This is a genomic window from Polaribacter sp. MED152 (genome assembly GCF_000152945.2).
Lineage (GTDB): Bacteria > Bacteroidota > Bacteroidia > Flavobacteriales > Flavobacteriaceae > Polaribacter.
The window spans coordinates 2057151-2079143 of record NC_020830.1 but is presented as its reverse complement, the minus strand read 5'-3'; the positions used below and the strand labels follow the sequence as shown (position 1 = coordinate 2079143).

Sequence of the window (21993 nt, the reverse complement as noted above, 5' to 3'; positions counted from 1 at the left end):
TTTTCACTTTAAATACTAAATATTATTAGTAGATTTGCATTCTCTATTAAAAGCTCAAGTGGCGGAATTGGTAGACGCGCTGGATTCAAAATCCAGTTCTTTCGGGAGTGTGGGTTCGATTCCCACCTTGAGTACAAAAACCTTTAAAATCCCATCGATTTTAAAGGTTTTTTATTTGGTATCATTTTGCTTAACATAAATATTATAGATAAGGCCTGAAACAATTAATAGTATACCTAATATAGTCCATAAATTATAAACTTCACCAAACCAAAATGCTCCTATAATAATTGTAATTACTACTTCTAAATATTTAATGGGTGCAATTAAATTAGTTTCTTGAGCTTGAAAAGCTTTGGTCATATATAACTGACCCATATAACCTAGAACTCCTGTGCTTAGAAACAATAACAACTCAATGGTAGTAGGATTTCTCCAATAAGGAATACTCATTAGCCCTCCAAAAACAAAAGCCATAACCATGAAATAATTAATGATAATTAATGGATTTTCACTAGTACCTATTTTACGAATTACAACAAAAATTAAACCTAAGAAAATAGCTGATAAGAGTACAAAGAATAACCCAATATAATTTACATCTGTACCAAATCCTTTAATGATTAGAACACCTACAAAAGCAATGAAAAATAAAAACCACTGAATGGGTTTAATTTTCTCTTTTAAGAAAATGTATGCAAAAATAGCAGCAAAAATTGGTGCTACATACCTTAATGATACTGCAGTGCCTACAGGTAAATAATTTAACGATTGAAAAAAACAAGTTAAAGAAACTACTCCTAGTAGACCTCTTAAAAACAACCACTTTTTCTTATTACCAAAAAATGAAATTCGGTTTTTTATAATTAATGGTAGCGTAAAAAATAAGGTCCCAATTGATCTAAAAAACACAATTTGATATACATTAAAATCACTTAAATACTTTACAAAAGAACTCATTAGCGCAAAAGCAACTACGCTAAATATCATGTAAAAAATGGGCTTATTAGACTTCACAACTTTATAAATTACCTTCTTGAAACAAATGTAGTGGATTTAGGTTTAAATGAATGACATAAAAAAAGAGCTGATTTAAAAAATCAGCTCCATTGAATACAATTTATAAATCCCCCAACTTATAATTGTTCTATTCTTTAAATTTAATGCTATTTAGGGCCATGCTTATTTACGTTCGTTAATTGAACTTTTTCATTCGATGAATGGTAGATAAGTTTCGACGAGTTGTAAATTATAATAGATTAAGTTTGTTCATTAATTCGCTTTTGTTAGACCTACTTACAGGTACAACATCCTTACGAACTAACACTGTATTATCCTCAATATCAACAATTTCTGTAGTATTGATAATGAATGATCTATGTACTTTAAAAAAGTTTTCTGCAGGTAATTTATCTTCTATTTTCTTTAAAGTTGAATGAACAATATAGTTTTTACCATCGGTTTTAATATTAATATAATCTCCTTTGGCTTCAATTAAATAAATATCTGCAATATTTATTTTTACCAAACGTCTATCAACACTTACAAATAGTGACTCAGCGTTTGTTTTAATTTCACTTTGAGGATCTTCAGTTACCGATAATGATTCTATTTTTTCTAAAGATTTAGTAAACCTCTCTTTGGTAATTGGTTTTAGTAAGTAATCTACTACGCTTTTAAATTCAAAAGCTTCAATTGCTAAATTTTTATCGCTAGTAGTTAGTACTATTTTTGGCGGGTTTTTAAGTGTTTGTATAAAATCGAACCCAGAAAACGAAGGCATATGAATATCTAAATACACCAAATCTACTTTTGCTGTATTTAAATATTTAATAGCTTCTATTGCTGATGAAAATTCATCTAAAACATTAATCTTTTCTGAGTTTATACAATGTTGCTTTATAATTAATCTTGCAGTTTCATCATCATCAATTATTATACAGTTCATATTTTTCATCTCAAAAAAAAGGTTAATTGTTTAAATATACATGAATTTTGTTTAATATCTCAACAAAATTATCATGCAATTCTGTATTGCTTGCTCTTAGTTCTTTCTCGTATTTTGTGGCAATTTCAAATCCTTTAGGTAGGCCTAATAAACTAATTTTGTGCTTAAGCTTGTGCACATCATCAGCGGCTTTTTCTAAATCTTGGGCACCAAAATTTTCCATATACAAATCTCTTTCTATAGGAAACTCTTTTTTTAAAATACTAAAAATACTGTTTTGAAAATCCTCATCATTGCCAGCAATTTCTTTGATTAAGGATAGGTTTGGTTGCTCCATTTTAGTGTTTTGATTTCTACCTCTAATTTAATAAAATTATAGAAATTATAAAACTACTTTTTGCCAGTAATCTAAAATTGATTGTAAATTGCTTTTGTGCTTAGAAAATTCTTCTGATTTATTGAAGTAACTAGAGATACCTAAATCGTAACATTGTTCTATGGTTTCTTTATCATCTAAAGAAGAAATGATAACGATTGGTATTCTTTTAAGACTAGAATTCTTTTTAAGTTCAGCTAAAAACTGGAAACCATCCATTACAGGCATGTTTAAATCAGAAATGATTAAATCAAAAGTTGCGTTTTTCTCATTTACCAATGTTAATGCTTTCTTACCATTTTCTGCTTCTAAAATGGTATTGTTGGCATTAAACTCATTACATACCTTTTTAAACTTCAATCTTTCAATTTCGTCATCATCTATAAAAAGTATCGATAAAGATTTCATGTTAGGCGTATTTATGGGTATGTAAAAATCAACTAAAATATTTAGATAATCAATTATTATTTGATAAAATGTGGTGTAAAACCTTTAAATGGTACAATTTGAAGGTTAATCCTATAACTTTAGATACTTATTTGCCTACTAATTTGCTGATCTAATGAAATAAAGGTTTCTGTTCTAGAGACACCTTTTATATTTTGTATGTCTTTATTTAATAGATGCATAAGATCTTCATTATTCTTACACAAAATTTTAATAAATACTGCATAATTACCAGTTGTGTAATGGCTTTCTACAATTTCTGGTATATCTTTTAACCTTTTTATTGCTGATGAATAAAGACTAGATGAATCGAGAAATATACCTACAAAAGCCGTTGTTGTATAACCTAAGGACCTAGGGTTTATAACCATTTTATAACCATCTATAAGCTTAGATTTTTCTAACTTTTTTAGTCGTTGATGAATGGCCGCACCAGAAATACCTACTTCTCTTGCAATGCTTAAAATAGGTGTTCTTGCATCTTTCACTAATCTTTTGATGATTATTTTGTCAATCCCATCAATCTTCATGCTCTAATTTATTTGGTTTAAAGATAAAAAAAAAGAGCATACCTTTAAGTATGCTCTTATTATATATCTAAAATGAATGTTAAGCTTTCATTTCAAAATCTTCCATAAATTTAGTGGTATAGTTACCAGAAACATAATCTGGATGATCCATTAATTGTCTATGGAAAGGTATTGTAGTTTTTACACCCTCAATTACGAACTCATCTAAAGCCCTTTTCATTTTATTAATTGCTTCTTCTCTGGTTTGAGCAGTTACAATTAATTTGGCAATCATAGAATCGTAATTTGGTGGTATCATATAACCAGCATATACATGAGTATCCATTCTTACTCCATGACCTCCAGGAGTATGTAAAACCGTAATTTTACCTGGAGCAGGTCTAAAGTTGTTATGAGGATCTTCTGCATTTATTCTACATTCAATAGAATGTAATTGTGGATAATAATTTTTACCAGAAATTGGCACACCTGCAGCTACTAAAATTTGCTCGCGAATTAAATCGTAATTCACTACTTCTTCTGTAATTGGGTGCTCTACTTGAATTCTGGTATTCATTTCCATAAAGTAGAAATTTCTGTGTTTATCTACCAAGAATTCTACAGTTCCTGCACCTTCATAACCAATGTATTCTGCAGCTTTTACAGCAGCTTCACCCATTTTATCTCTTAATTCATCTGTCATGAATGGAGAAGGTGTTTCTTCTGTTAATTTTTGATGACGTCTTTGTACAGAACAATCTCTTTCTGATAAATGACAAGCCTTACCAAAAGAATCTCCAACAATTTGTATTTCTATATGTCTTGGCTCTTCAATAAGCTTTTCCATATACATATCATCGTTACCAAAGGCTGCTTTACTTTCTTGTCTTGCAGAATCCCAAGCGTCTTTTAAGTCTTCTGGTTTCCATACAGCACGCATACCTTTACCTCCACCACCTGCAGAAGCTTTAAGCATAACTGGGTAACCTGTTTCAACTGCTAATTTTTCACAATCTTCAAAGTCTTTTATTACTCCTTCAGATCCTGGTACACAAGGTACACCAGCAGCAATCATGGTAGATTTGGCATTTGCCTTATCTCCCATTTGATCTATCATTTTACCTGTAGCTCCAATAAACTTAATATTATGCTCTTCACATAAATTAGAGAATTTAGCGTTTTCAGATAAGAATCCATAACCTGGATGTATGGCATCTGCATTTGTAATTTCTGCAGCTGCTATGATATTAGACATTTTTAAATAAGATTCGCTACTTGGAGCTGGTCCAATACAAACTGCTTCATCTGCAAATCTAACATGCAAACTTTCAGAATCTGCCTTAGAGTATACTGCAACAGTTTTAATACCCATTTCTTTACAGGTTCTAATAACACGTAAGGCTATTTCTCCTCTGTTTGCAATTAATATTTTTTTAAACATCGTATAATAATTTTGAATTATGAGTTTTAAGGGGAGTTAGTAAATAATCTATAACTCTAAAATAAACTCATTACTTAAGAAGGATCAACTAAAAATAATGGCTGATCGAATTCTACAGGTGATGAATCATCTACTAAAACTTTAACGATTTTTCCTGATACTTCAGATTCAATTTCATTAAATAACTTCATTGCTTCAATAACACAAACTGTATCTCCTGAATTAATGTCTGAACCAACCTCTACAAAATTTGGTTTGTCTGGAGCTGGCTTTCTATAAAATGTTCCAATAATTGGAGATTTTACAACGATGTATTTATCTTCATCATTGCTAGCTGCTTTTGCTGGTGCTGCTGGCTCAGCTACTGGTGCTGCTGCAGGAGCAGGTGCTGCTGCTTGAGGCATTGCAGCCATTGGTGCTGCTTGCACAATAGTAGTTTCTGTTTTACCTGTACCAGTTTTAATTGTAATTTTTACATCTTCCATTTCTAACTTTACCTCGCTTGCGCCAGATTTTGCTACAAATTTTATAAGATTTTGAATCTCTTTAATGTCCATACTTCTTACTGTTTAGTTTTTGTTATTAAGAATTATACGCCCATTTTAAGTAAATGGCTCCCCATGTGAAACCACCACCAAAAGCGGCAAAAATTAAGTTATCTCCTTTTTTTAATTGATTTTCGTAATCTGCTAATAATAAAGGTAAGGTTGCTGATGTGGTGTTTCCATATTTATGGATATTCATCATAACCTTATTTGAACCTACACCTACTCTATTGGCTGTAGCCTCTATGATTCTTTTATTAGCTTGATGTGGTACTAACCATTGAATATCTTCTTCTTTAAGATTATTTCTGGTAAGCATTTTTTCTGATACATCTGCCATATTAGAAACTGCATATTTAAACACAGTTTTACCTTCTTGATGTACAAAGTGTTGTTTGTTTTTTACAGTTTCTTCAGAAGGAGGTAAAATTGAACCTCCAGCTTCAATTCTTAAGAAATCTCTTCCAATTCCATCACTTCTCAAAAACTCATCTTGTAAACCATAACCCTCTTCATTTGGCTCAAATAAAGCTGCACCTGCTCCATCTCCAAATATGATGCATGTAGCTCTGTCTTTATAATCTATAATAGAAGACATTTTATCTGCCCCAATTAAAAGTACTTTTTTGTATCTACCTGATTCAACGTAACTTGAAGCTGTAGACATACCAAATAAGAAGCTAGAACAGGCTGCTTGCAAATCGTAAGAAAATGCATTTTTTGCACCTATTTTAGTAGCAACGTATGCTGCTGTAGCTGCAACTGGTAAATCTGGTGTTGCTGTTGCTACAATTAATAAATCTATATCTTCTGCTTTGGTATTTGATTTTTGAAGTAAATCTTCAGCCGCTTTTATGGCCATATATGATGTACCTAAACCTTCACCTTTAAGAATTCTTCTTTCTTTAATTCCTGTTCTAGACGTAATCCATTCGTCATTCGTATCTACATAAGTTTCTAACTCTTTATTGGTTAGAATGTAATCAGGAACATATTTTCCTACTGCTGTAATTGCTGCAGTTATTTTTGTCATAATTAAGGTTTATTTCTAAAATTTAGAATAGTCAAAAGTAATGAAAATTATAACACTGTTTTACCTAAAAAACATCAAAATAGACAGTTTTTAGATAAATAACGAAAAAAAACCCTCAAAATTGAGGGTTTTTTGATATTTTGATAAGCTTGTTCTTAAGCCTCTGCAGATGCAGATTCTAAAACAACTTGGCCTCTGTAATATAATTTACCTTCATGCCAATGAGCTCTATGATATAAATGTGCTTCTCCAGTTGTTGGATCTGTAGCTATTTGTTGAGCAGATGCTTTATAATGTGTTCTCCTCTTATCTCTTCTAGTTTTAGATATTTTTCTTTTAGGATGTGCCATTTTATGTCTTTTTTTCTGTTATTAAATTCTTTAATTTATCCCATCTTGGGTCTGTAGTTTCTACAGTTTTTTCTTCTTTTATTTCTAGTTCTTTTAATTTGTTTAACGCTTCAGATTCCATTGTGCCATCTAATACTTTTGGATGTACTCTTTTATTAGGAACCGCTAAAACAATCATTTCATAAATAAATTGTGCAACATTAAACTCATATGCTTCATGAGGTAAAATTAAAATCTCCTCATTATCATCATTATATTCAGGACCAAACTTTACAACTAAAGGCAATTCTGAATCAATTTCTTGATCATACAACTCATTTGTAACGTCACAAGGCACTTCTACTGTACCTTCTGCTATAAATGTAAGCTCGAATAATGTGCTTTTTTTTACAAAATATAATGAAACTTTTATAGATGCACTTTCAAAATCATCAAAATTAAAAGCTTCAAAGAACTTATTATCAATAGAATAATTGAACTCATGTTTTCCTTCTTTTAATCCTACAAACTGTATGTTGAATTGTTTTAAGTCTTTCATTGTCAAACATCAATTGAGCGTGCAAAGATACAAAAAAATGTATTTCTGCCATATTTTTATTAAAAAATTAAAATACTTTAAAATTACCTTACTTTTAAAGGGTTTTGCGTTAATTCTTTATACTCCTCTCTAGATCTATATACTTGAATTGCAGTAAATAATGCTTCTTTAAAAGAAGATGGGTTGGCTTGGTTTTTACCTGCAATGTCATAACCTGTACCATGATCTGGAGAAGTTCTTACATGATTTAAGCCTGCTGTAAAGTTTACACCCTTGCCAAAAGACAAGGCTTTGAATGGTGCTAAACCTTGATCGTGATAAGTAGCCAAGACACCATCAAACTGCTTGTAGGTTTCTGAACCAAAGAAACCATCTGCTGCATAGGGCCCAAATACTAGCATACCAGATGCTGCAATTTCTGTTACAGTTGGTTTTATTATAGCATCATCTTCTTCACCTATAATTCCATTATCACCACAATGTGGATTTAAAGATAAAACCGCAATTTTAGGTTTATTGATGCCAAAATCTTTGCGTAAGGAGTTATACATGGTTGATACTTTACTCTTAATTAATTCTGGAGTAATTGTTTCTGCAACTTTAGATATAGGAATATGACCCGTAATTAAACCAATTCTTAATTCATCCGTCATTAAAATCATTAGGCTATTCCCATCTAATTTTTCTTCTAAATATTCTGTATGACCAGGTGTCTTAAAAAATTCTGACTGAATATTCTCTTTATTAATTGGTGCAGTTACAAGAACATCTATCTTATTTTCTTTGAGATGATCTACTGCAGCTTCTAAAGATTTAAAGGCATAATTACCAGATTCTTTAGTAGCATTCCCTAATTCTAGTTTAACCTCCTCTTTCCAAATATTTAAAACATTTATCTTGTTGTGGTTTATTTGGTTTATTGATGTAATTCCATGAACAGGAGTTTCTAAACCCAATGTTTTCTTATGATAAGAAATGGCCTTTGTAGCTCCAAAAAGTACAGGGGTACAAAAATCTAGCATTCGTTTGTCTTCGAAAGTCTTCAAAATTACCTCAACACCAATTCCATTTAAATCTCCAATTGAAATACCAACAATTATTTTATCAGTTTTATCCATAGTAAACCTTGTAATATGCTTATTTTTGTTACTACAAAAGTAACTAATTTTTAATGATATGTTTACAGGAATAATTGAAACACTTGGTACCGTAAAAAATGTAGTTAAAGAACAAGAAAATGTTCATCTAACCATAGAAAGTTCTATAACTAATGAATTAAAAATAGACCAAAGTGTAGCTCATAATGGTGTTTGCTTAACTGTGGTTGGTATTAATAATGACGAGTATACTGTAACTGCCATTAAAGAAACCTTAGATAAAACCAATATTGGCAATCTTAAACCTACAGACATTGTAAATCTTGAACGCGCTATGAAATTGGGTGATAGGTTAGATGGACATATAGTACAAGGTCATGTAGATGAAACTGGTATTTGTAAAAACATTAAAGATGAAAATGGAAGTACAGTGTATACTTTTGAATACAACTCTAATAAAAATAATGTTACCATTGAAAAAGGTTCTATAACGATAAATGGTGTTAGTTTAACTGTAGTTAACTCAACCAATTCTGGCTTTTCTGTAGCCATAATTCCTTATACTTGGGAAAACACAACCTTTAAAACTTTGCAAATTGGTGATACTGTAAACTTAGAATTTGATGTAATTGGTAAATATGTAGCTCGTTTAACAAACTTGTCTTAACCTATATTTCTAGTGGCTATATCTAGAATTAAATATTGCGAAATCTGTAAAAAAGATTTTTCTACCATGTATAGAATACAATACAAACAACCTAAAAAATGGGTTTTTACCTGTGAAAAATGTTTGTTAGAAGTAAAAAAAGACAATCCTTATTACGTTTATGGAGGCACTTGGAAAAGATAATTTTTAAACCTTCTCTTCTTTCTTATGTAAGAATCGTGTTAATTTCATAGAAAGATCTAACAAAATAATTTTTGCATTACCATTTCTTTCTATATGATAAATAGCTTCGCTAATTTCTTTCTCAATTTCTAAGATGTTTCCTGAATGCACAAAAGGTGCAAATTTAGACAACTGAAAATTGGTTTTTGTTTCCATAAAAACCAACTGATCAGACTTATAGTTCATTAATAAAGCTTGTCTAAAAAACTGTAAGCAATATTCTAAAAATCGTTTTTGGGTTTCTCTACCTGTTTTTGCAATTGTATCAGACCATGCAATTAATTGCTGAACAACTGTTGCGTTTCCTTTGGCTTTAAAGGCAGTTCTTATCCAAGCAATAAACCACTCTTCAAAAACTAAATCAGAAGAATCATTATGTAATAAATGTAAAGCTTTATTAAAGTTACCTTCTGCTTGATGCGCAATATTTGCAGCTTTTTTGTCTTCTACCTGATGATTTACAATTAAGGCATTTATTATGTCTTGTTCTGCCAAAACAGGAAAATGTAATGCTTGACAACGCGATTTAATCGTGTTTATAATTTGCTCTTCGTTTTCTGTAATTAAAATAAACACCGTTTTTTCTGGTGGCTCCTCTATCAACTTTAATAATTTATTAGCAGCTGCAATATTCATTTTTTCTGCCATCCAAATTATCATCACTTTAAAACCACCTTCAAAACTTTTAAGTTTTAATTTCTTTACAACATCTTCTGCCTCATCAACATTAATTAGGCCTTGCTTATTTTCTACACCTATGTGTTGCAACCAATTGAATAAACTTCCATAAGGTTGATTTTCGACAAAATCTCTCCAATCTTCTAAAAACAGATTACTAACTGGATGCTTTTTTACAACATCGTTAGTAGTTACAGGAAAAGCAAAATGTAAATCTGGATGTTGTAGTTTATTACACTTTAAATTACAAGCATCTGCATCACTAGAAAAATTACACAACAAATACTGAGCATAAGCAATTGCCATTGGCAAAGTACCTGAACCTTCTTTACCAACAAATAATTGAGCATGAGGTATTCTGCCATTTTCTGCAGACTTTTTAAGGTGATTTTTAATATGTTCTTGACCTATAATTTGGTTGAAAAGCATATAGCAAATATAGAACTTTAGAAAATTTTAAATTTAGATTTTGTAATTTTAATCACTGAACTTATCAAACATAAATAATGAAGAAATTATTACAAATTTTAAATGGTATTGCCTTTGTATCTGTGATTTTTATCAACTACTTATCAAATACAGGTGCTATGGATGGCAAAACAATTGGTGGAGTTTCAGATAATATAAAATCTTTATTTACGCCTGCAGGCTATGCATTTTCAATTTGGGGTATCATTTATTTATTACTGCTTGGGTTTGCTATTTATCAAGGCAGAAGTTTGTTCGTAAAAGTTAAAAACGATGATTTTATACTAAAAATAGGTTTTTGGTTTATCATTTCTTGCATTGCAAATAGTGCCTGGGTTTTCTGTTGGATTTACGGTTACACAGGTCTATCATGCATTTGCATTTTTGTTTTGCTGATATCACTTTTAAAAATAGTAGTAAATAATAATATGGAGCTTTTTGATGCCACAAAATCTACCATTGTATTTTTATGGTGGCCATTTGTAATCTATAGTGGCTGGGTAACAGTTGCAAGTATTGCCAATGTTTCTTCTTATTTGGTAAAAATAAACTGGAATGGCTTTGGATTATCTGCAGAAGTTTGGACTATAATAATGATTGCAATTGCAACAATTATTAACATCATTGTTATATTTAAAAGAAATATGAGAGAGTTTGCTTTAGTAGGCACTTGGGCCTTAATTGCTATTGGTGTAGCAAATTATGATAATTACACAACTGTGGCCAATAATGCTTTTATAGCTGCAGTTATACTGTTTGTTTTAGCTGCTTATCATGGATTTAAAAACAGGAAAAGCAATCCTTTTATTAAGTTTTAAAAGAATGGTTTAAGCGCGAAAACGATATCTTAATTTTTAAGATTTCAATTTCGGTAAACCTAAATAATAAAGTATTTTTGTTGAAAAGCGATACATAAAAAACATGAAAACCTTAAACGATTTTAATTTCGATAAAAAAAGAGCCATTATTAGAGTAGACTTTAATGTGCCTTTAAATGATAATTTTGAAGTAACTGACAATACTAGAATTCAGGCTGCAAAATCTACAATTATTAAGGTGTTAGAAGATGGAGGTAGTTGTGTTTTAATGTCGCATTTAGGGCGTCCAAAAGGTAAACAAGAAGAATTTTCATTAAAGCATGTAGTAAAATCTGTTGTAGATGTTATTGGGTGTAATGTAAAATTTGTAGATGACTGTATAGGACCTAAAGTGGAAGAAGCTGTTGCTAATTTAGATGCTGGTGAGATTTTACTTTTAGAAAATTTACGTTTTTATGAAGAAGAAAAAAATGGTGATGTAGCCTTTGCAGAAAAGTTATCTAAATTTGGAGACATTTATGTAAATGATGCCTTTGGTACAGCTCATAGAGCGCATGCATCTACTACAATAATTGCACAGTTTTTTGAAGAAAATAAGTGTTTTGGAAACTTATTAGCTAGAGAAATTGAAAGTATAGATAAGGTTTTAAACAATTCAGAAAAACCGGTTTTAGCCATTTTAGGTGGTGCAAAAGTATCTTCTAAAATTACTGTAATTAAAAATATTCTAGACAAAGTAGATCATTTAATTATTGGTGGTGGAATGACTTTTACTTTTATAAAAGCGCAAGGTGGTTCTGTTGGAGATTCTATTTGTGAAGATGATAAAATGGAGTTGGCTTTAGATATTTTAAAACAAGCTAAAGAAAAAGGTGTTGAAGTACATATACCTGTAGATGTAATTGCTGCAGATGCTTTTAACAACGATGCAAATACACAAGTTATAGATGTAACTGTAATTCCTGATGGTTGGCAAGGTTTAGATGCTGGACCTAAATCTTTAGAAAATTTTGATGCAGTTGTAAACAAGTGTAAAACCATTTTATGGAATGGGCCTTTAGGTGTTTTTGAAATGGAATCTTTTGCAAAAGGAACCATTGCTCTTGGAAACTCAATTGATAATGCAACAAAAAACGGCGCATTTTCTTTAGTTGGTGGAGGTGATTCTGTTGCTGCAGTAAAACAATTTGGCTTTGCAGATAAAGTAAGCTATGTTTCTACAGGTGGTGGAGCAATGTTAGAAATGTTAGAAGGTAAATCTTTACCAGGTATAGAAGCTATTTTAAAATAGTATTTAAATATAAATTATTGAAAAAGCTGAAAATATAGAATTATATTTTCAGCTTTTTTGTTATAATAATTGCATCATTTGTAACAAATGGCATAGGCATCATTTCATCTGTTCTAGGTATAATCTTAAAATTATCATTCGTTAATAAATCGTAAGAAATTTCATTCAGAATAAAATCTAGCTTTTCGTTTTTATCTATAGTAAAAGTTAAAGTAACATCTTCATCAGAATTTGCCATATGATAAATTAAAAATGTACCGTAATTAATAGTGTAATTTTTGCCTTTTAAAACCAAAGCGTCATTTACTTTAAACTGCTGTAAGGTTACTTTATCTTTAGTGATAAATTCTAATTTATTTACTTTTCTTTCAGGTGAAACGATTACTTCTAAAAAACGCTTTTTACCCATTATTGTATCTGTAGTAATCGTAATATTTGCAGAAGCTATATTTTTAAACTTGGTTTTTTTATGATATGTAAAACGTGAATTATATTTACTTTTTGTTTCTGCACTTTCAATACTACCTTTAACAGAATTTTCATTAAAAATTTGAGAAGTGTAGGCATCTAAAGTTTTATTATAAGTACCAAAATATGCTGTAGAATCGTTAGAATTTTGAATGTACACAATACTATTTGGCTTTTTATTGTCTACTGAAAAGCCGCTATTATAAGTAGCATACGCAAAAAATAGCACACAGAATAAACCACTTAATTTTATGATAATTCCTGTTCTTTTATGGTTGAATGACAACACAAGTAAACCAAAAATTAGTACAACAAAAACGGCACTAATTAATAACATTTTTAACCCTAAACCAACAGGGAACATTTTTACAAAAGGCGCAAAAATATAAATTGTTGGTATAGATAAAATGGTAAATAGAAGGGACCTAAAACTAGAATTTAAATTTGTAAATATTGCCAAAGCCAATATCACTAAACCTATAAAAACAGGAATAATAAAAAACCCTGCTCCTTTTAAAGTAAAGGTGATAATTGTACAAATAATCAACCATAAAAAAATAGGTGCAATGATTAAACTTGTTGGCTTTTCAAGTTTTGAAAAATAACTATAAATTTTAAATGTAATAAATAAGTTTAGGCAAGTAAATGCTGCAATGTAGGCATGACCATTATAGGTAAAACCATGCAAAATATCCTTATACTGTGGATGAATTATTTTCAACAACTCCCAACCAAAATAAGAAAGTAAACCACATAAAAGTAAAGAACCCAAAAACGGAACAAAGCCCAGCAACACTTCTTTCCCTTTTATCCTGTTTAAAGAGAAGCCAAAAAACAGTAAAACTAGAAATACTAAAATAGCACCAACTAGCAAAGCATTTACCCAAGCAAAAGGAAAGGTTAGCATTTTTATAAATGGAAAATTTACATATACTGAATCTTCATCAGAGTCTAAATTTTCGATGTCTGAAAAAGCAAAATAATTTAACAACGTCATTAAATAATCTGCTTGATGCATTAACGTTTCTCTATCTAAACGTTCGTAAGAATCTTGTGCTGTATGATAATCAAAATGATCATCTATAAAAGCAAAATTGAAACCATTAATATTGCCATCTTCTCTAAAAACGGTTAAATCTGTATCATTAGGTAATTTTTTATAAATACTATACATTAAAGAATTTGCAGAAGGAAAGTTAGGTTCTGCTTCTAAAAAAGCATTTAAAAGCTTACTGTTTTTTCCATTTGTTTCCATCAACATGTAGCTTGGACCTCCACTACCTCTAGCCTCAAAGTTTAATACTAAGCCTACGTCTTTTGCCCAGTCATGTGCATCTACAAAAGCTTGTGCACCTAACAAACCTATTTCTTCAGCATCAGAAATTAAAATTATAATATCATTTTTGGGCGTTTCTCCATTGGCCAAAAAAGCTCTAACTCCTTCTAAAATTGTAACAACTCCAGAACCTGCATCACTTGCTCCTAAAGCTGAATGTGGGTTAGAATCGTAATGAGTTAAAAGTAGCAAAGCCTTGCCTTTTTCAGAACCTTTAATTCGCGCTAAAATATTCTCTGTAGTTGTGCCTGCAACCCATTTTTTGTTTATTGCAGTCTGGGTTTGAATGCTGACTTCTAAACCTAACTTTGTTAATTCATCAACAATATAATTCTGTACTTCCTTATGATTTTTAGAGCCTACAAAATGTGTTTTTTTGCTAATTTTCTGTAAATGATTTAAAGCTTTACTCATGTAAAAACCTTTTTTCTCCAAGGCTTTTTCTGTAGATGAAGTAGGTTTTAAATCGTAAAAACTCCAATAAACTATACCAAGAATTAGTAAGAAAGATATTAGGGATGAAGTCTTTTTCATTTGATTGTTAAGTTTTTATAAATGTATGAAATAAAAAAAACTTTTGTTAAATGTTGGATAAAACAGAAAAATCTGTAATTTTAGAAGAAACTAAAAACTAACTAAAATGGGAATTAAGAGCTTTCAAGGTAAAAGAGACGAGTCTCACTCAAAGAGTGAAGAACAAATTTTAGTTTCAGATTACATGACTACAAAATTAATAACGTTTAAAGCAGAAGATTCTTTAGACCATGTTATTGCATTATTAATAAAGAACAAAATTTCTGGAGGTCCAGTTGTAAACGATAACAATCAACTAATAGGCATTATTTCTGAAACGGATTGTATCAAACATATTTCTGAAAGCAAATACTACAACATGCCTTCTGATACTAATAACACAGTTGGTAAATACATGGTTACAGATGTAGATACCATAGATAAAGACATGAATATTTTTGATGCGGCTTTTAAATTTATAAGTTCTCACAGAAGAAGATTTCCTGTATGTGATAATGGAAAGTTAATAGGGCAATTAAGTCAAAAAGATGTTTTAAAAGCGGCTATAAAAGTAAAAGGCAATACTTGGAAATAAGTTTTACGCTTCTCTTTTAATTAATAAAAATACTTCGTTTTCTAGCGCTAAATAACCTTCATCATACACATAAAAATAGGTGTTACCTGTTTTTGTTTTATAGATTGATGTAAAAAATTGAAAATCGAAACCCTTGTCATATAACTTGGTTCGAGTTACTTTGGTTTTGCCTGAAACGTTTAAATCAGATAAAATTTTATAATTTTTTCTAAGTCTATTATTAATATTTCTAATAAGGTTTTTACTATCTTTATTTACTTTATTATTGTAAGAATTTCTACAATAATCAGAGCAAAATTTCTTATCTACTCTGCCTTTAACAGGTTCTCCACACTCTAAACAAGTTCTATTTTCCATGCTGTAAAAGTACAACTATTTATTCGTTTACAAACGACTACAAATATTTACAACCGAAAGTAAGCGCTTTATAACCGATTATAACTTTCCTTGAATTGCATCTTTGCAGTGTCTAACAATAATGGCAAAACAAATAAATTAATTTAAAAACTTATCTTATGAGTACGTTAAGAAACAAAGTACAACTAATTGGAAATTTAGGAAACAACCCAGAAATCATCACTTTAGATAGTGGTAAAAAATTAGCAAAATTCTCTATTGCTACAAACGAGAGTTATAAAAATAATAATGGCGATAAAGTTACAGACACGCAATGGCACAATATTGTGGCTTGGAATAAAACAGCAGATATTATAGAAAGATACCTGCAAAAAGGCAGCGAAGTTGCTATTGAAGGTAAACTTACTAGCAGAAATTATGAAACCAAAGAAGGAGAAAAAAGATACATTACAGAAATAGTCTGTAATGAGTTGCTAATGCTTGGAAACAAATAGTTTTAGAAAGCCTGAGTTTTAAAACTCAGGCTTTAATTTTTTAGAGCTGTAAACTTTTACTAACTTCACTTAGAAATTATAAAAGAAATTAATGCTAGTGGTTGTGCTAAAAAAACTGAAATTTTCATTTTTCATCCTATCAATATTTGCACTTTTCTCATGCTCATCAGAAAAAGAAGAAACTGACTCAAGCAGTTCTATAGTTGATGTAAATCCAGAGGAGTTTTATCTAGGAGCAGATTTGTCTTATGTAAATGAGATGGAAAATTGTGGTGTATCCTACAAAAACAAGGAAGGTAAAACTGAAGATGTTTTTAAAATTTTTGCAGAGGGTGGATGCAATTTAGTTCGGGTTCGTTTATGGCACAATCCAACTTGGACCAATTATTCTAACTATGAAGACGTAGAAAAAACCATTCAAAGAGCAAAAAACACAAATACCAAAGTACTCTTAGATTTTCATTATTCTGATGATTGGGTAGATCCAGAAAAACAAAAAATACCTAAAGCTTGGTTACCAGTAATAGATAATTTACCAGTGTTAGGAGATTCTATTTACAATTATACCTATAATGTTTTAGAAAAACTATCTGATAAAAATTTGCTACCAGAAATGGTACAAGTTGGTAATGAAATCAATTTAATGATTTTACAAAAAGACAACAATGCAAATCCTATGGATTGGCCTAGGAATTCATTTTTACTAAATAAAGGCATTAAAGCAGTTAGAGATTTATCTAAAGAGAAGAATAAAAACATAGAAGTAATGCTTCACATCGCTCAACCAGAAAATGGTCTTTGGTGGTTTAAAGAAGCTAAAGAAAATGGTGTTAAAGATTTTGATTGGATTGGGCTTTCTTATTACCCAAATTGGTCTCAGTATACCATTCAAAATGTAGCTCCAGTTTTAAAAAACTTAATAGATACTTACAGTAAAAAATTAATGATTGTAGAAACCGCTTATCCATTTAGCCTTCTAAATGCAGATAGTGCAAATAATATCTTAGGTACAGATGCCCTAATTACGGGTTATGAAGCTACTCAAGCTGGTCAGTTAAAATATCTTTTAGATTTAAAACAAGCCATAAAAACTGCAGGTGGCTCAGGCCTTGTTTATTGGGAGCCTGCTTGGCTTTCTAATAACTGTGCTACAAGATGGGGCCAAGGTTCTCATTGGGATAATGCCACTCTTTTTGATAACAATGCCAAACCAACCTTAGGTTTTGATTTCTATAAATCAGAGTAATAAATTATAGAATTGTTAAATTATTCTGCTCATTATTTTCAATTAGAATTTTTTGTAACTTACAAATCAAATTCTAAAAATACTTCCTATGCCAAACTATACATTAAATATTAATGGAAAAAATAGATCTGTTACTGCAGATGAAGACACTCCTCTTTTATGGATTTTAAGAGACGAACTTAATTTAGTGGGTACAAAATTTGGTTGCGGAATTGCACAATGTGGTGCTTGTACTGTTCATTTAGATGGAACAGCCGTAAGAAGTTGTCAAATGCAAGTTTCGCTTTTAGATGATGTAAAAATTACTACTATAGAAGGCTTGTCTGAAGATGGTAAACACCCTGTGCAAGAAGCTTGGAAAGAAATTGATGTACCACAATGTGGTTACTGTCAAGCAGGACAAATTATGACAGCATCTGCCTTTTTAAACGAAAACAGTAATCCATCAGAAGAAGAAATAAGAGAAGCAATGCATGGTAATATCTGTAGATGTGCATCTTATAATAGAATTGAAAAAGCAGTAAAGGTAGCTGCAAGTAAAATGTAATCACTAAAATTAGAACAACATGAAACTACAAAACAAAAATAATTTTAGTCGAAGAAATTTTTTAAAAACCTCTGCTTTGGCTAGTGGTGGTTTACTTATAGGATTCAATTTTTTAACAGCCTGTAAGCCAGAAGCTACAATGCCTGTTGATGTTGCTAGCCTTAATTTTAATGATTTTAATGCCTTTATAAGAATTTCTGATGAAGGCTATGTAACCATTTTTTCTCCTAACCCAGAAATTGGTCAAGGTGTAAAAACTGCAATGCCAATGATAATTGCAGAAGAATTAGATGCAGATTGGAGCAAAGTTACTGTAGCACAAGGTGCTTTAGATACCAAAAATTTTACAAGACAAGTTGCAGGAGGAAGTCAGTCAATTCGTCAAGGTTGGGATGCTCTTAGACAAACAGGAGCAACTGCTAGACAAATGTTACTAAATGCTGCAGCAACAAAATGGAATGTAGATGTCAATACATTATCAACCTCAAAAGGAATTATTTCCAACGCAAATGGCGATGAATTTAATTATGGAGATGTAGTAAAAGAAGCTGCTTTATTAGAAGTACCTGAAGATGTAAAACTTAAAGACCAAAAAGATTTTACTATTATAGGTAAAGATGCTGTAAACGTAGATATAGATAAAATTATTACAGGTAAACCATTATTTGGTTTAGATTATAAAGCAGACAATATGATGATTGCTTCTGTTTTAAGACCACCTGCTTTTGGACAACAATTAGTAGATTTTGACGATTCAAAAGCTAAAGCCGTGAATGGTGTAGTTGATGTTATAAAATTTGGTAATAAAGTGGCTGTTTTAGCCAATTCTACCTGGGCTGCAATGAAAGGTAAAAAAGCATTATCTGCGAATTGGAAATCTGAAAAACCAGAAAGCACAAAAAATCACGATGAGATTCTGACCAAAATTTTAGATGGTAAAAAATTTAATACTAGAAGAGAAGATGGTAATATTAATAAGGCTTTCAAAAATGCAGATAAGGTTATTGAGAGAACATATCATTCACCTTTTTTACCTCATAATTGTTTAGAGCCAATGAACTTTTATGCAAATGTAACAGCAGACAAAGTACATTTGGTAGGGCCAATTCAAACTCCACAATGGACAGTAAATAGAGTTGCTCAATTATTAGATAGAAAAGTAGAAACTATTCATTGTGAAATGACAAGAATGGGTGGTGGTTTTGGAAGACGTTTGTATGGAGATTTTGCTTTAGAAGCAGCAGAAATTTCCAACATCGCAAAACAACCTATAAAAGTTGTTTTCTCTAGAGAAGATGATATGACTGCAGGTACATACAGACCAGCAATTAAATACAGAATAAAAGCCTCTTTAAAAGATGGTAAAGTATCAGGTTATCATTTAAAAGAAGCAGCTATAAATGGTAATATGTATGGTTTAATTCCTAACTTTTTTCCTGCAGGATGTATACCAAACTATAAAGTAGATACAGAAAGTTACAAAAGCAATATTACCACAGGTGCTTGGAGAGCACCTTACACTAATTTTTTAGCATTTGCAGAACAATCGTTTTTTGATGAATTGGCTAATGAACTTGGGGTAGACACAATTCAATTACGCTTAGACTTGTTACAGAATGTAAAAAATACTACCGATGAAAATATAGAATATTCAGGTCAAAGAATGGAAGACACTATAAAATTGGTAAGAGAAAAAGCAAATTGGGGTAAAACTAAAGAGGGAGTTTACCAAGGTTTTGCAGCTTATTACAGCCATAATACTCATGTTGCAGAAATTGCAGACATCACTTTAAAAGATGGTTATCCTATTATTGAAAAGGTTACAGTTGCTGTAGACTGTGGAATATTGGTAAATCCTACAGGAGCTAAAAATCAAGTTGAAGGTGGAGTTTTAGACGGAATTGGTCATGCCATGTATTCTGATTTCTCTTTTAAAGACGGTAAACCCGAGCATAAAAACTTTGATACTTACAGACTTATTAGAATACAAGAAACACCTAAAGTAGATGTTTATTTTGTAGAAAATGACCAAAAACCAACTGGTTTAGGAGAACCTGGTTTACCACCTGCAGCTGGAGCAATTTCCAATGCTATTCATGCAGCATTAGGTCAAAGATTGTATAGCCAGCCTTTTGTAAAAGAATTAAAAAAGAGCACTGTTTTAGGATAATATAATGCCATCATTTTTCTTATCCTTTCCAGATTTTAATCTGTACAGCACACCATTATTAATTCTTGTTTTTCAAGGATTAGTTTTTGTTGCATTATTGTTGGCGAGATATTTTAAAAAGAAAAATATATCCGATTTATTTCTAGGTTTAATTCTACTTATCATATGTTACGAGCAAACCTGCTATACAGTTGGTTTTATGGGCTGGTATAATGTTTTTAGAAATACAAAAATCAATTATTTCTTAATACCAATGGGAGTTGCAATTGCGCCTTTAATTTATTTTTATGTGAAAGCAATTACAACGTCTAATTTTACATTTCGCAAAAAAGATTGGCTTCATTTTGTATTAGCTTTCTCTTTAATTCTCTTTCGTTTAACCATTTATTTTTATGACAGCTTACAACCAGGTTTTGATGAAACTCAAAACGGAATTTTAAAACTTTCCTTAGATGAGCCAATAATACAACCTATTTTAATATTTGTTAGTTTTGCTCAAATGCTTCTATATTTAGCCTTTACTTTTCAACTTTTTTACAATTACAGAAAAAGAATCAGAGAATACTTTTCTAATACTTATAAACTAGAACTGAATTGGATACTTAGTTTTTTAATTGCGTTTACACTGCTTTTTCTTTACAGTTCTTTACAAGATATTGTGGGTAGCCTTATTATTGAATTAAATTATACACAACGATGGTGGTTAAACATTTTTATGGCACTTGTTGTGTTATTTGTAGGCATTAAAGGCTATTTTACAGATACCACAAAACTGAATAAATTATCCTTTAGTTTCTCACCAAATCCAGAAAGTATACCTCAACAAAAAAACAATTCTAGTGAGTTTTTAGAATCAGACTTAGAAAAGGTTAGCACTTTTATGAATAGAGAAAAGCCCTATTTAAATCCAGATTTAAATCTTTCTGACTTGTCTAAATCCTTAAATCTTACGAGAGCTGAATTAAGCAAAATCATCAATACTGGTTTTGGCAAAAACTTTAACGACTTTATTAACGAATACAGAGTAAACACCTTTAAAGCAAAATTAAAATCAGGAGAACACCAACAACTTTCTCTTTTAGGTATTGCTTACGATTGTGGTTTTAACAGCAAAGCAACCTTTAATAGAGTGTTTAAAAAAATTACACAAAGCTCGCCTACCGAATTTTTAAATACCTTAAAATCTTAATTAAATTTAGATTGAGTTTGATAGGGCTCTAGCCCAAAATAAGACGTCTCAAATTGTAAATGAGCCCAGCTTTTACCTTCTAAGTCTTTTAAAAGATAGATTAAGTTCAACTTTGTAACCAAATACAAACAGAACAATAACTCTATTATGAAAGCACAATTCATTCGTTTATCAAAATTTATTATTACTCCAATTATCCAAAAAAGTTGGTTTGCAGATTTACTTTTTAGCATACCAAGAATTATTTGCGGTTTATTACTAACCTTAAGCTTTGGCTCAGACAAATTTGGCTTGCCTTGGTCTAATACAGAAAATTTAGGCTTTTTTGAAGTGGTAGCATGGTTTCCAAAAGATGTTGCAGAATATGGTGGAATCTTTGCCTTAGCTCCAGTATTTTTTGCATGGATGGGTGCTTTCTCTGAAGCAGTTGGTGGTTTAATGCTGGCTCTTGGTTTTAAAACCAGAATTGCATCTTTCTTGATTATGTGTACAATGTTAGTCGCAATTTTCTTGCAAAAATGGAACCAAGGAATGTGGTCTATGTTGCCAGCAATGGGATTTTTATGGGTCTCATTGTATCACCTTTATTTAGGATCTGGAAGATTTGGAATTGACTATATAATCGCAAAAAAATTAAATCAATAAATTAA

Annotated in this window: 24 protein-coding genes and 1 tRNA gene; 11 read left to right on the top strand and 14 right to left on the bottom strand. The window is 30.7% G+C overall.

All coding sequences use genetic code 11. The annotated features are described in order from the left end of the window. The first annotated feature begins 52 nt into the window (after positions 1 to 52). Positions 53 to 134 (top strand) — tRNA-Leu (locus tag MED152_RS09215). Positions 135 to 171: 37 nt separating this feature from the next. On the opposite strand, the gene MED152_RS09210 is transcribed toward MED152_RS09215, so the two are convergent. The 11 genes from MED152_RS09210 to pdxA form a co-directional block, all read right to left on the bottom strand. After that, positions 172 to 990 (bottom strand): DMT family transporter, encoded by an 819-nt coding sequence (locus tag MED152_RS09210; RefSeq protein ID WP_015481598.1) that lies wholly within the window; start codon positions 988 to 990, stop codon positions 172 to 174. Between the two features lie 259 nt (positions 991 to 1249). After that, entirely contained in the window at positions 1250 to 1948 is a 699-nt protein-coding gene (locus MED152_RS09205; protein ID WP_041383554.1) for a LytTR family DNA-binding domain-containing protein, read from the bottom strand. 22 nt (positions 1949 to 1970) lie between these two features. Further along, positions 1971 to 2285 (bottom strand): hypothetical protein, encoded by a 315-nt coding sequence (locus MED152_RS09200; RefSeq protein ID WP_015481596.1) that lies wholly within the window; start codon positions 2283 to 2285, stop codon positions 1971 to 1973. A gap of 45 nt (positions 2286 to 2330) precedes the next feature. Continuing rightward, positions 2331 to 2732, bottom strand: a complete 402-nt coding sequence (locus MED152_RS09195) for a response regulator (protein WP_015481595.1) — start codon at positions 2730 to 2732, stop codon at positions 2331 to 2333. Between the two features lie 119 nt (positions 2733 to 2851). Then, positions 2852 to 3301, bottom strand: a complete 450-nt coding sequence (locus MED152_RS09190; protein ID WP_015481594.1) for an Lrp/AsnC ligand binding domain-containing protein — start codon at positions 3299 to 3301, stop codon at positions 2852 to 2854. A gap of 79 nt (positions 3302 to 3380) precedes the next feature. Then, positions 3381 to 4721, bottom strand: coding sequence for an acetyl-CoA carboxylase biotin carboxylase subunit (gene accC / locus MED152_RS09185; RefSeq protein WP_015481593.1), 1341 nt, complete (start codon positions 4719 to 4721; stop codon positions 3381 to 3383). Positions 4722 to 4795: 74 nt separating this feature from the next. Further along, entirely contained in the window at positions 4796 to 5278 is a 483-nt protein-coding gene (accB, locus tag MED152_RS09180) for an acetyl-CoA carboxylase biotin carboxyl carrier protein (RefSeq protein WP_015481592.1), read from the bottom strand. 25 nt (positions 5279 to 5303) lie between these two features. After that, positions 5304 to 6299, bottom strand: coding sequence for a beta-ketoacyl-ACP synthase III (locus tag MED152_RS09175; protein WP_015481591.1), 996 nt, complete (start codon positions 6297 to 6299; stop codon positions 5304 to 5306). Between the two features lie 155 nt (positions 6300 to 6454). After that, positions 6455 to 6649 carry a 50S ribosomal protein L32 gene (gene rpmF / locus MED152_RS09170; RefSeq protein WP_015481590.1) on the bottom strand — a complete coding sequence of 65 codons (195 nt, stop codon included), beginning with the start codon at positions 6647 to 6649 and terminating at the stop codon, positions 6455 to 6457. Position 6650: 1 nt separating this feature from the next. Then, a complete protein-coding gene (locus MED152_RS09165) occupies positions 6651 to 7187 on the bottom strand; it encodes a DUF177 domain-containing protein (RefSeq protein ID WP_015481589.1) in 537 nt (178 codons plus the stop codon). An 83-nt stretch (positions 7188 to 7270) separates the two neighbouring features. Next, positions 7271 to 8305, bottom strand: coding sequence for a 4-hydroxythreonine-4-phosphate dehydrogenase PdxA (gene pdxA, locus MED152_RS09160; RefSeq protein WP_015481588.1), 1035 nt, complete (start codon positions 8303 to 8305; stop codon positions 7271 to 7273). Between the two features lie 58 nt (positions 8306 to 8363). On the opposite strand from pdxA, the gene MED152_RS09155 reads away from it, so the two are divergent. Beyond that, positions 8364 to 8951 carry a riboflavin synthase gene (locus MED152_RS09155; RefSeq protein WP_015481587.1) on the top strand — a complete coding sequence of 196 codons (588 nt, stop codon included), beginning with the start codon at positions 8364 to 8366 and terminating at the stop codon, positions 8949 to 8951. A gap of 186 nt (positions 8952 to 9137) precedes the next feature. Here MED152_RS09155 and MED152_RS09150 read toward each other — a convergent pair whose 3' ends face one another. Then, positions 9138 to 10280: a DNA polymerase III subunit delta' gene (locus MED152_RS09150; protein WP_015481585.1), complete on the bottom strand. Its 1143-nt coding sequence runs from the start codon at positions 10278 to 10280 to the stop codon at positions 9138 to 9140. 77 nt (positions 10281 to 10357) lie between these two features. Between MED152_RS09150 and MED152_RS09145 the strand changes: the two genes are divergently transcribed. Together MED152_RS09145 and pgk are read left to right on the top strand one after the other, a co-directional pair. After that, on the top strand, positions 10358 to 11137 hold the full coding sequence (locus MED152_RS09145; protein ID WP_015481584.1) for a hypothetical protein: 780 nt from the start codon (positions 10358 to 10360) through the stop codon (positions 11135 to 11137). A gap of 103 nt (positions 11138 to 11240) precedes the next feature. Continuing rightward, positions 11241 to 12428: a phosphoglycerate kinase gene (pgk, locus tag MED152_RS09140; RefSeq protein WP_015481583.1), complete on the top strand. Its 1188-nt coding sequence runs from the start codon at positions 11241 to 11243 to the stop codon at positions 12426 to 12428. A 40-nt stretch (positions 12429 to 12468) separates the two neighbouring features. Here the strand turns inward: pgk and MED152_RS09135 are convergent, their stop codons facing one another. Beyond that, a complete protein-coding gene (locus tag MED152_RS09135; protein WP_015481582.1) occupies positions 12469 to 14766 on the bottom strand; it encodes a M20/M25/M40 family metallo-hydrolase in 2298 nt (765 codons plus the stop codon). A gap of 106 nt (positions 14767 to 14872) precedes the next feature. Here MED152_RS09135 and MED152_RS09130 point away from each other — a divergent pair, with 106 nt between their 5' ends. Further along, positions 14873 to 15340: a CBS domain-containing protein gene (locus MED152_RS09130; protein WP_015481581.1), complete on the top strand. Its 468-nt coding sequence runs from the start codon at positions 14873 to 14875 to the stop codon at positions 15338 to 15340. Between the two features lie 3 nt (positions 15341 to 15343). Here MED152_RS09130 and MED152_RS09125 read toward each other — a convergent pair whose 3' ends face one another. Further along, entirely contained in the window at positions 15344 to 15697 is a 354-nt protein-coding gene (locus MED152_RS09125; RefSeq protein ID WP_015481580.1) for a hypothetical protein, read from the bottom strand. A 158-nt stretch (positions 15698 to 15855) separates the two neighbouring features. Here MED152_RS09125 and MED152_RS09120 point away from each other — a divergent pair, with 158 nt between their 5' ends. The 6 genes from MED152_RS09120 to MED152_RS09095 all read left to right on the top strand — a co-directional run bounded on the left by MED152_RS09120 (position 15856) and on the right by MED152_RS09095 (position 21988). Continuing rightward, entirely contained in the window at positions 15856 to 16191 is a 336-nt protein-coding gene (locus MED152_RS09120) for a single-stranded DNA-binding protein (protein ID WP_015481579.1), read from the top strand. A gap of 91 nt (positions 16192 to 16282) precedes the next feature. Beyond that, entirely contained in the window at positions 16283 to 17437 is a 1155-nt protein-coding gene (locus tag MED152_RS09115) for a glycosyl hydrolase 53 family protein (RefSeq protein ID WP_015481578.1), read from the top strand. Positions 17438 to 17525: 88 nt separating this feature from the next. Further along, complete coding sequence (locus tag MED152_RS09110; protein WP_015481577.1) at positions 17526 to 17984, top strand: (2Fe-2S)-binding protein; 459 nt, start codon at positions 17526 to 17528, stop codon at positions 17982 to 17984. A gap of 19 nt (positions 17985 to 18003) precedes the next feature. Beyond that, on the top strand, positions 18004 to 20154 hold the full coding sequence (locus MED152_RS09105) for a xanthine dehydrogenase family protein molybdopterin-binding subunit (RefSeq protein ID WP_015481576.1): 2151 nt from the start codon (positions 18004 to 18006) through the stop codon (positions 20152 to 20154). A 4-nt stretch (positions 20155 to 20158) separates the two neighbouring features. Further along, positions 20159 to 21343: an AraC family transcriptional regulator gene (locus MED152_RS09100; protein WP_015481575.1), complete on the top strand. Its 1185-nt coding sequence runs from the start codon at positions 20159 to 20161 to the stop codon at positions 21341 to 21343. 147 nt (positions 21344 to 21490) lie between these two features. Then, positions 21491 to 21988 carry a DoxX family protein gene (locus tag MED152_RS09095; RefSeq protein ID WP_015481574.1) on the top strand — a complete coding sequence of 166 codons (498 nt, stop codon included), beginning with the start codon at positions 21491 to 21493 and terminating at the stop codon, positions 21986 to 21988. Positions 21989 to 21993 lie beyond the last annotated feature (5 nt).

Bases quoted from the DNA above. Each gene is read 5' to 3' on its own strand.
- MED152_RS09210 (WP_015481598.1), bottom strand. From the start codon at position 990: ATGATATTTAGCGTAGTTGCTTTTGCGCTAATGAGTTCTTTTGTAAAG.
- MED152_RS09205 (WP_041383554.1), bottom strand. From the start codon at position 1,948: ATGAACTGTATAATAATTGATGATGATGAAACTGCAAGATTAATTATA.
- MED152_RS09200 (WP_015481596.1), bottom strand. From the start codon at position 2,285: ATGGAGCAACCAAACCTATCCTTAATCAAAGAAATTGCTGGCAATGAT.
- MED152_RS09195 (WP_015481595.1), bottom strand. From the start codon at position 2,732: ATGAAATCTTTATCGATACTTTTTATAGATGATGACGAAATTGAAAGA.
- MED152_RS09190 (WP_015481594.1), bottom strand. From the start codon at position 3,301: ATGAAGATTGATGGGATTGACAAAATAATCATCAAAAGATTAGTGAAA.
- accC (WP_015481593.1), bottom strand. From the start codon at position 4,721: ATGTTTAAAAAAATATTAATTGCAAACAGAGGAGAAATAGCCTTACGT.
- accB (WP_015481592.1), bottom strand. From the start codon at position 5,278: ATGGACATTAAAGAGATTCAAAATCTTATAAAATTTGTAGCAAAATCT.
- MED152_RS09175 (WP_015481591.1), bottom strand. From the start codon at position 6,299: ATGACAAAAATAACTGCAGCAATTACAGCAGTAGGAAAATATGTTCCT.
- rpmF (WP_015481590.1), bottom strand. From the start codon at position 6,649: ATGGCACATCCTAAAAGAAAAATATCTAAAACTAGAAGAGATAAGAGG.
- MED152_RS09165 (WP_015481589.1), bottom strand. From the start codon at position 7,187: ATGAAAGACTTAAAACAATTCAACATACAGTTTGTAGGATTAAAAGAA.
- pdxA (WP_015481588.1), bottom strand. From the start codon at position 8,305: ATGGATAAAACTGATAAAATAATTGTTGGTATTTCAATTGGAGATTTA.
- MED152_RS09155 (WP_015481587.1), top strand. From the start codon at position 8,364: ATGTTTACAGGAATAATTGAAACACTTGGTACCGTAAAAAATGTAGTT.
- MED152_RS09150 (WP_015481585.1), bottom strand. From the start codon at position 10,280: ATGCTTTTCAACCAAATTATAGGTCAAGAACATATTAAAAATCACCTT.
- MED152_RS09145 (WP_015481584.1), top strand. From the start codon at position 10,358: ATGAAGAAATTATTACAAATTTTAAATGGTATTGCCTTTGTATCTGTG.
- pgk (WP_015481583.1), top strand. From the start codon at position 11,241: ATGAAAACCTTAAACGATTTTAATTTCGATAAAAAAAGAGCCATTATT.
- MED152_RS09135 (WP_015481582.1), bottom strand. From the start codon at position 14,766: ATGAAAAAGACTTCATCCCTAATATCTTTCTTACTAATTCTTGGTATA.
- MED152_RS09130 (WP_015481581.1), top strand. From the start codon at position 14,873: ATGGGAATTAAGAGCTTTCAAGGTAAAAGAGACGAGTCTCACTCAAAG.
- MED152_RS09125 (WP_015481580.1), bottom strand. From the start codon at position 15,697: ATGGAAAATAGAACTTGTTTAGAGTGTGGAGAACCTGTTAAAGGCAGA.
- MED152_RS09120 (WP_015481579.1), top strand. From the start codon at position 15,856: ATGAGTACGTTAAGAAACAAAGTACAACTAATTGGAAATTTAGGAAAC.
- MED152_RS09115 (WP_015481578.1), top strand. From the start codon at position 16,283: ATGCTAGTGGTTGTGCTAAAAAAACTGAAATTTTCATTTTTCATCCTA.
- MED152_RS09110 (WP_015481577.1), top strand. From the start codon at position 17,526: ATGCCAAACTATACATTAAATATTAATGGAAAAAATAGATCTGTTACT.
- MED152_RS09105 (WP_015481576.1), top strand. From the start codon at position 18,004: ATGAAACTACAAAACAAAAATAATTTTAGTCGAAGAAATTTTTTAAAA.
- MED152_RS09100 (WP_015481575.1), top strand. From the start codon at position 20,159: ATGCCATCATTTTTCTTATCCTTTCCAGATTTTAATCTGTACAGCACA.
- MED152_RS09095 (WP_015481574.1), top strand. From the start codon at position 21,491: ATGAAAGCACAATTCATTCGTTTATCAAAATTTATTATTACTCCAATT.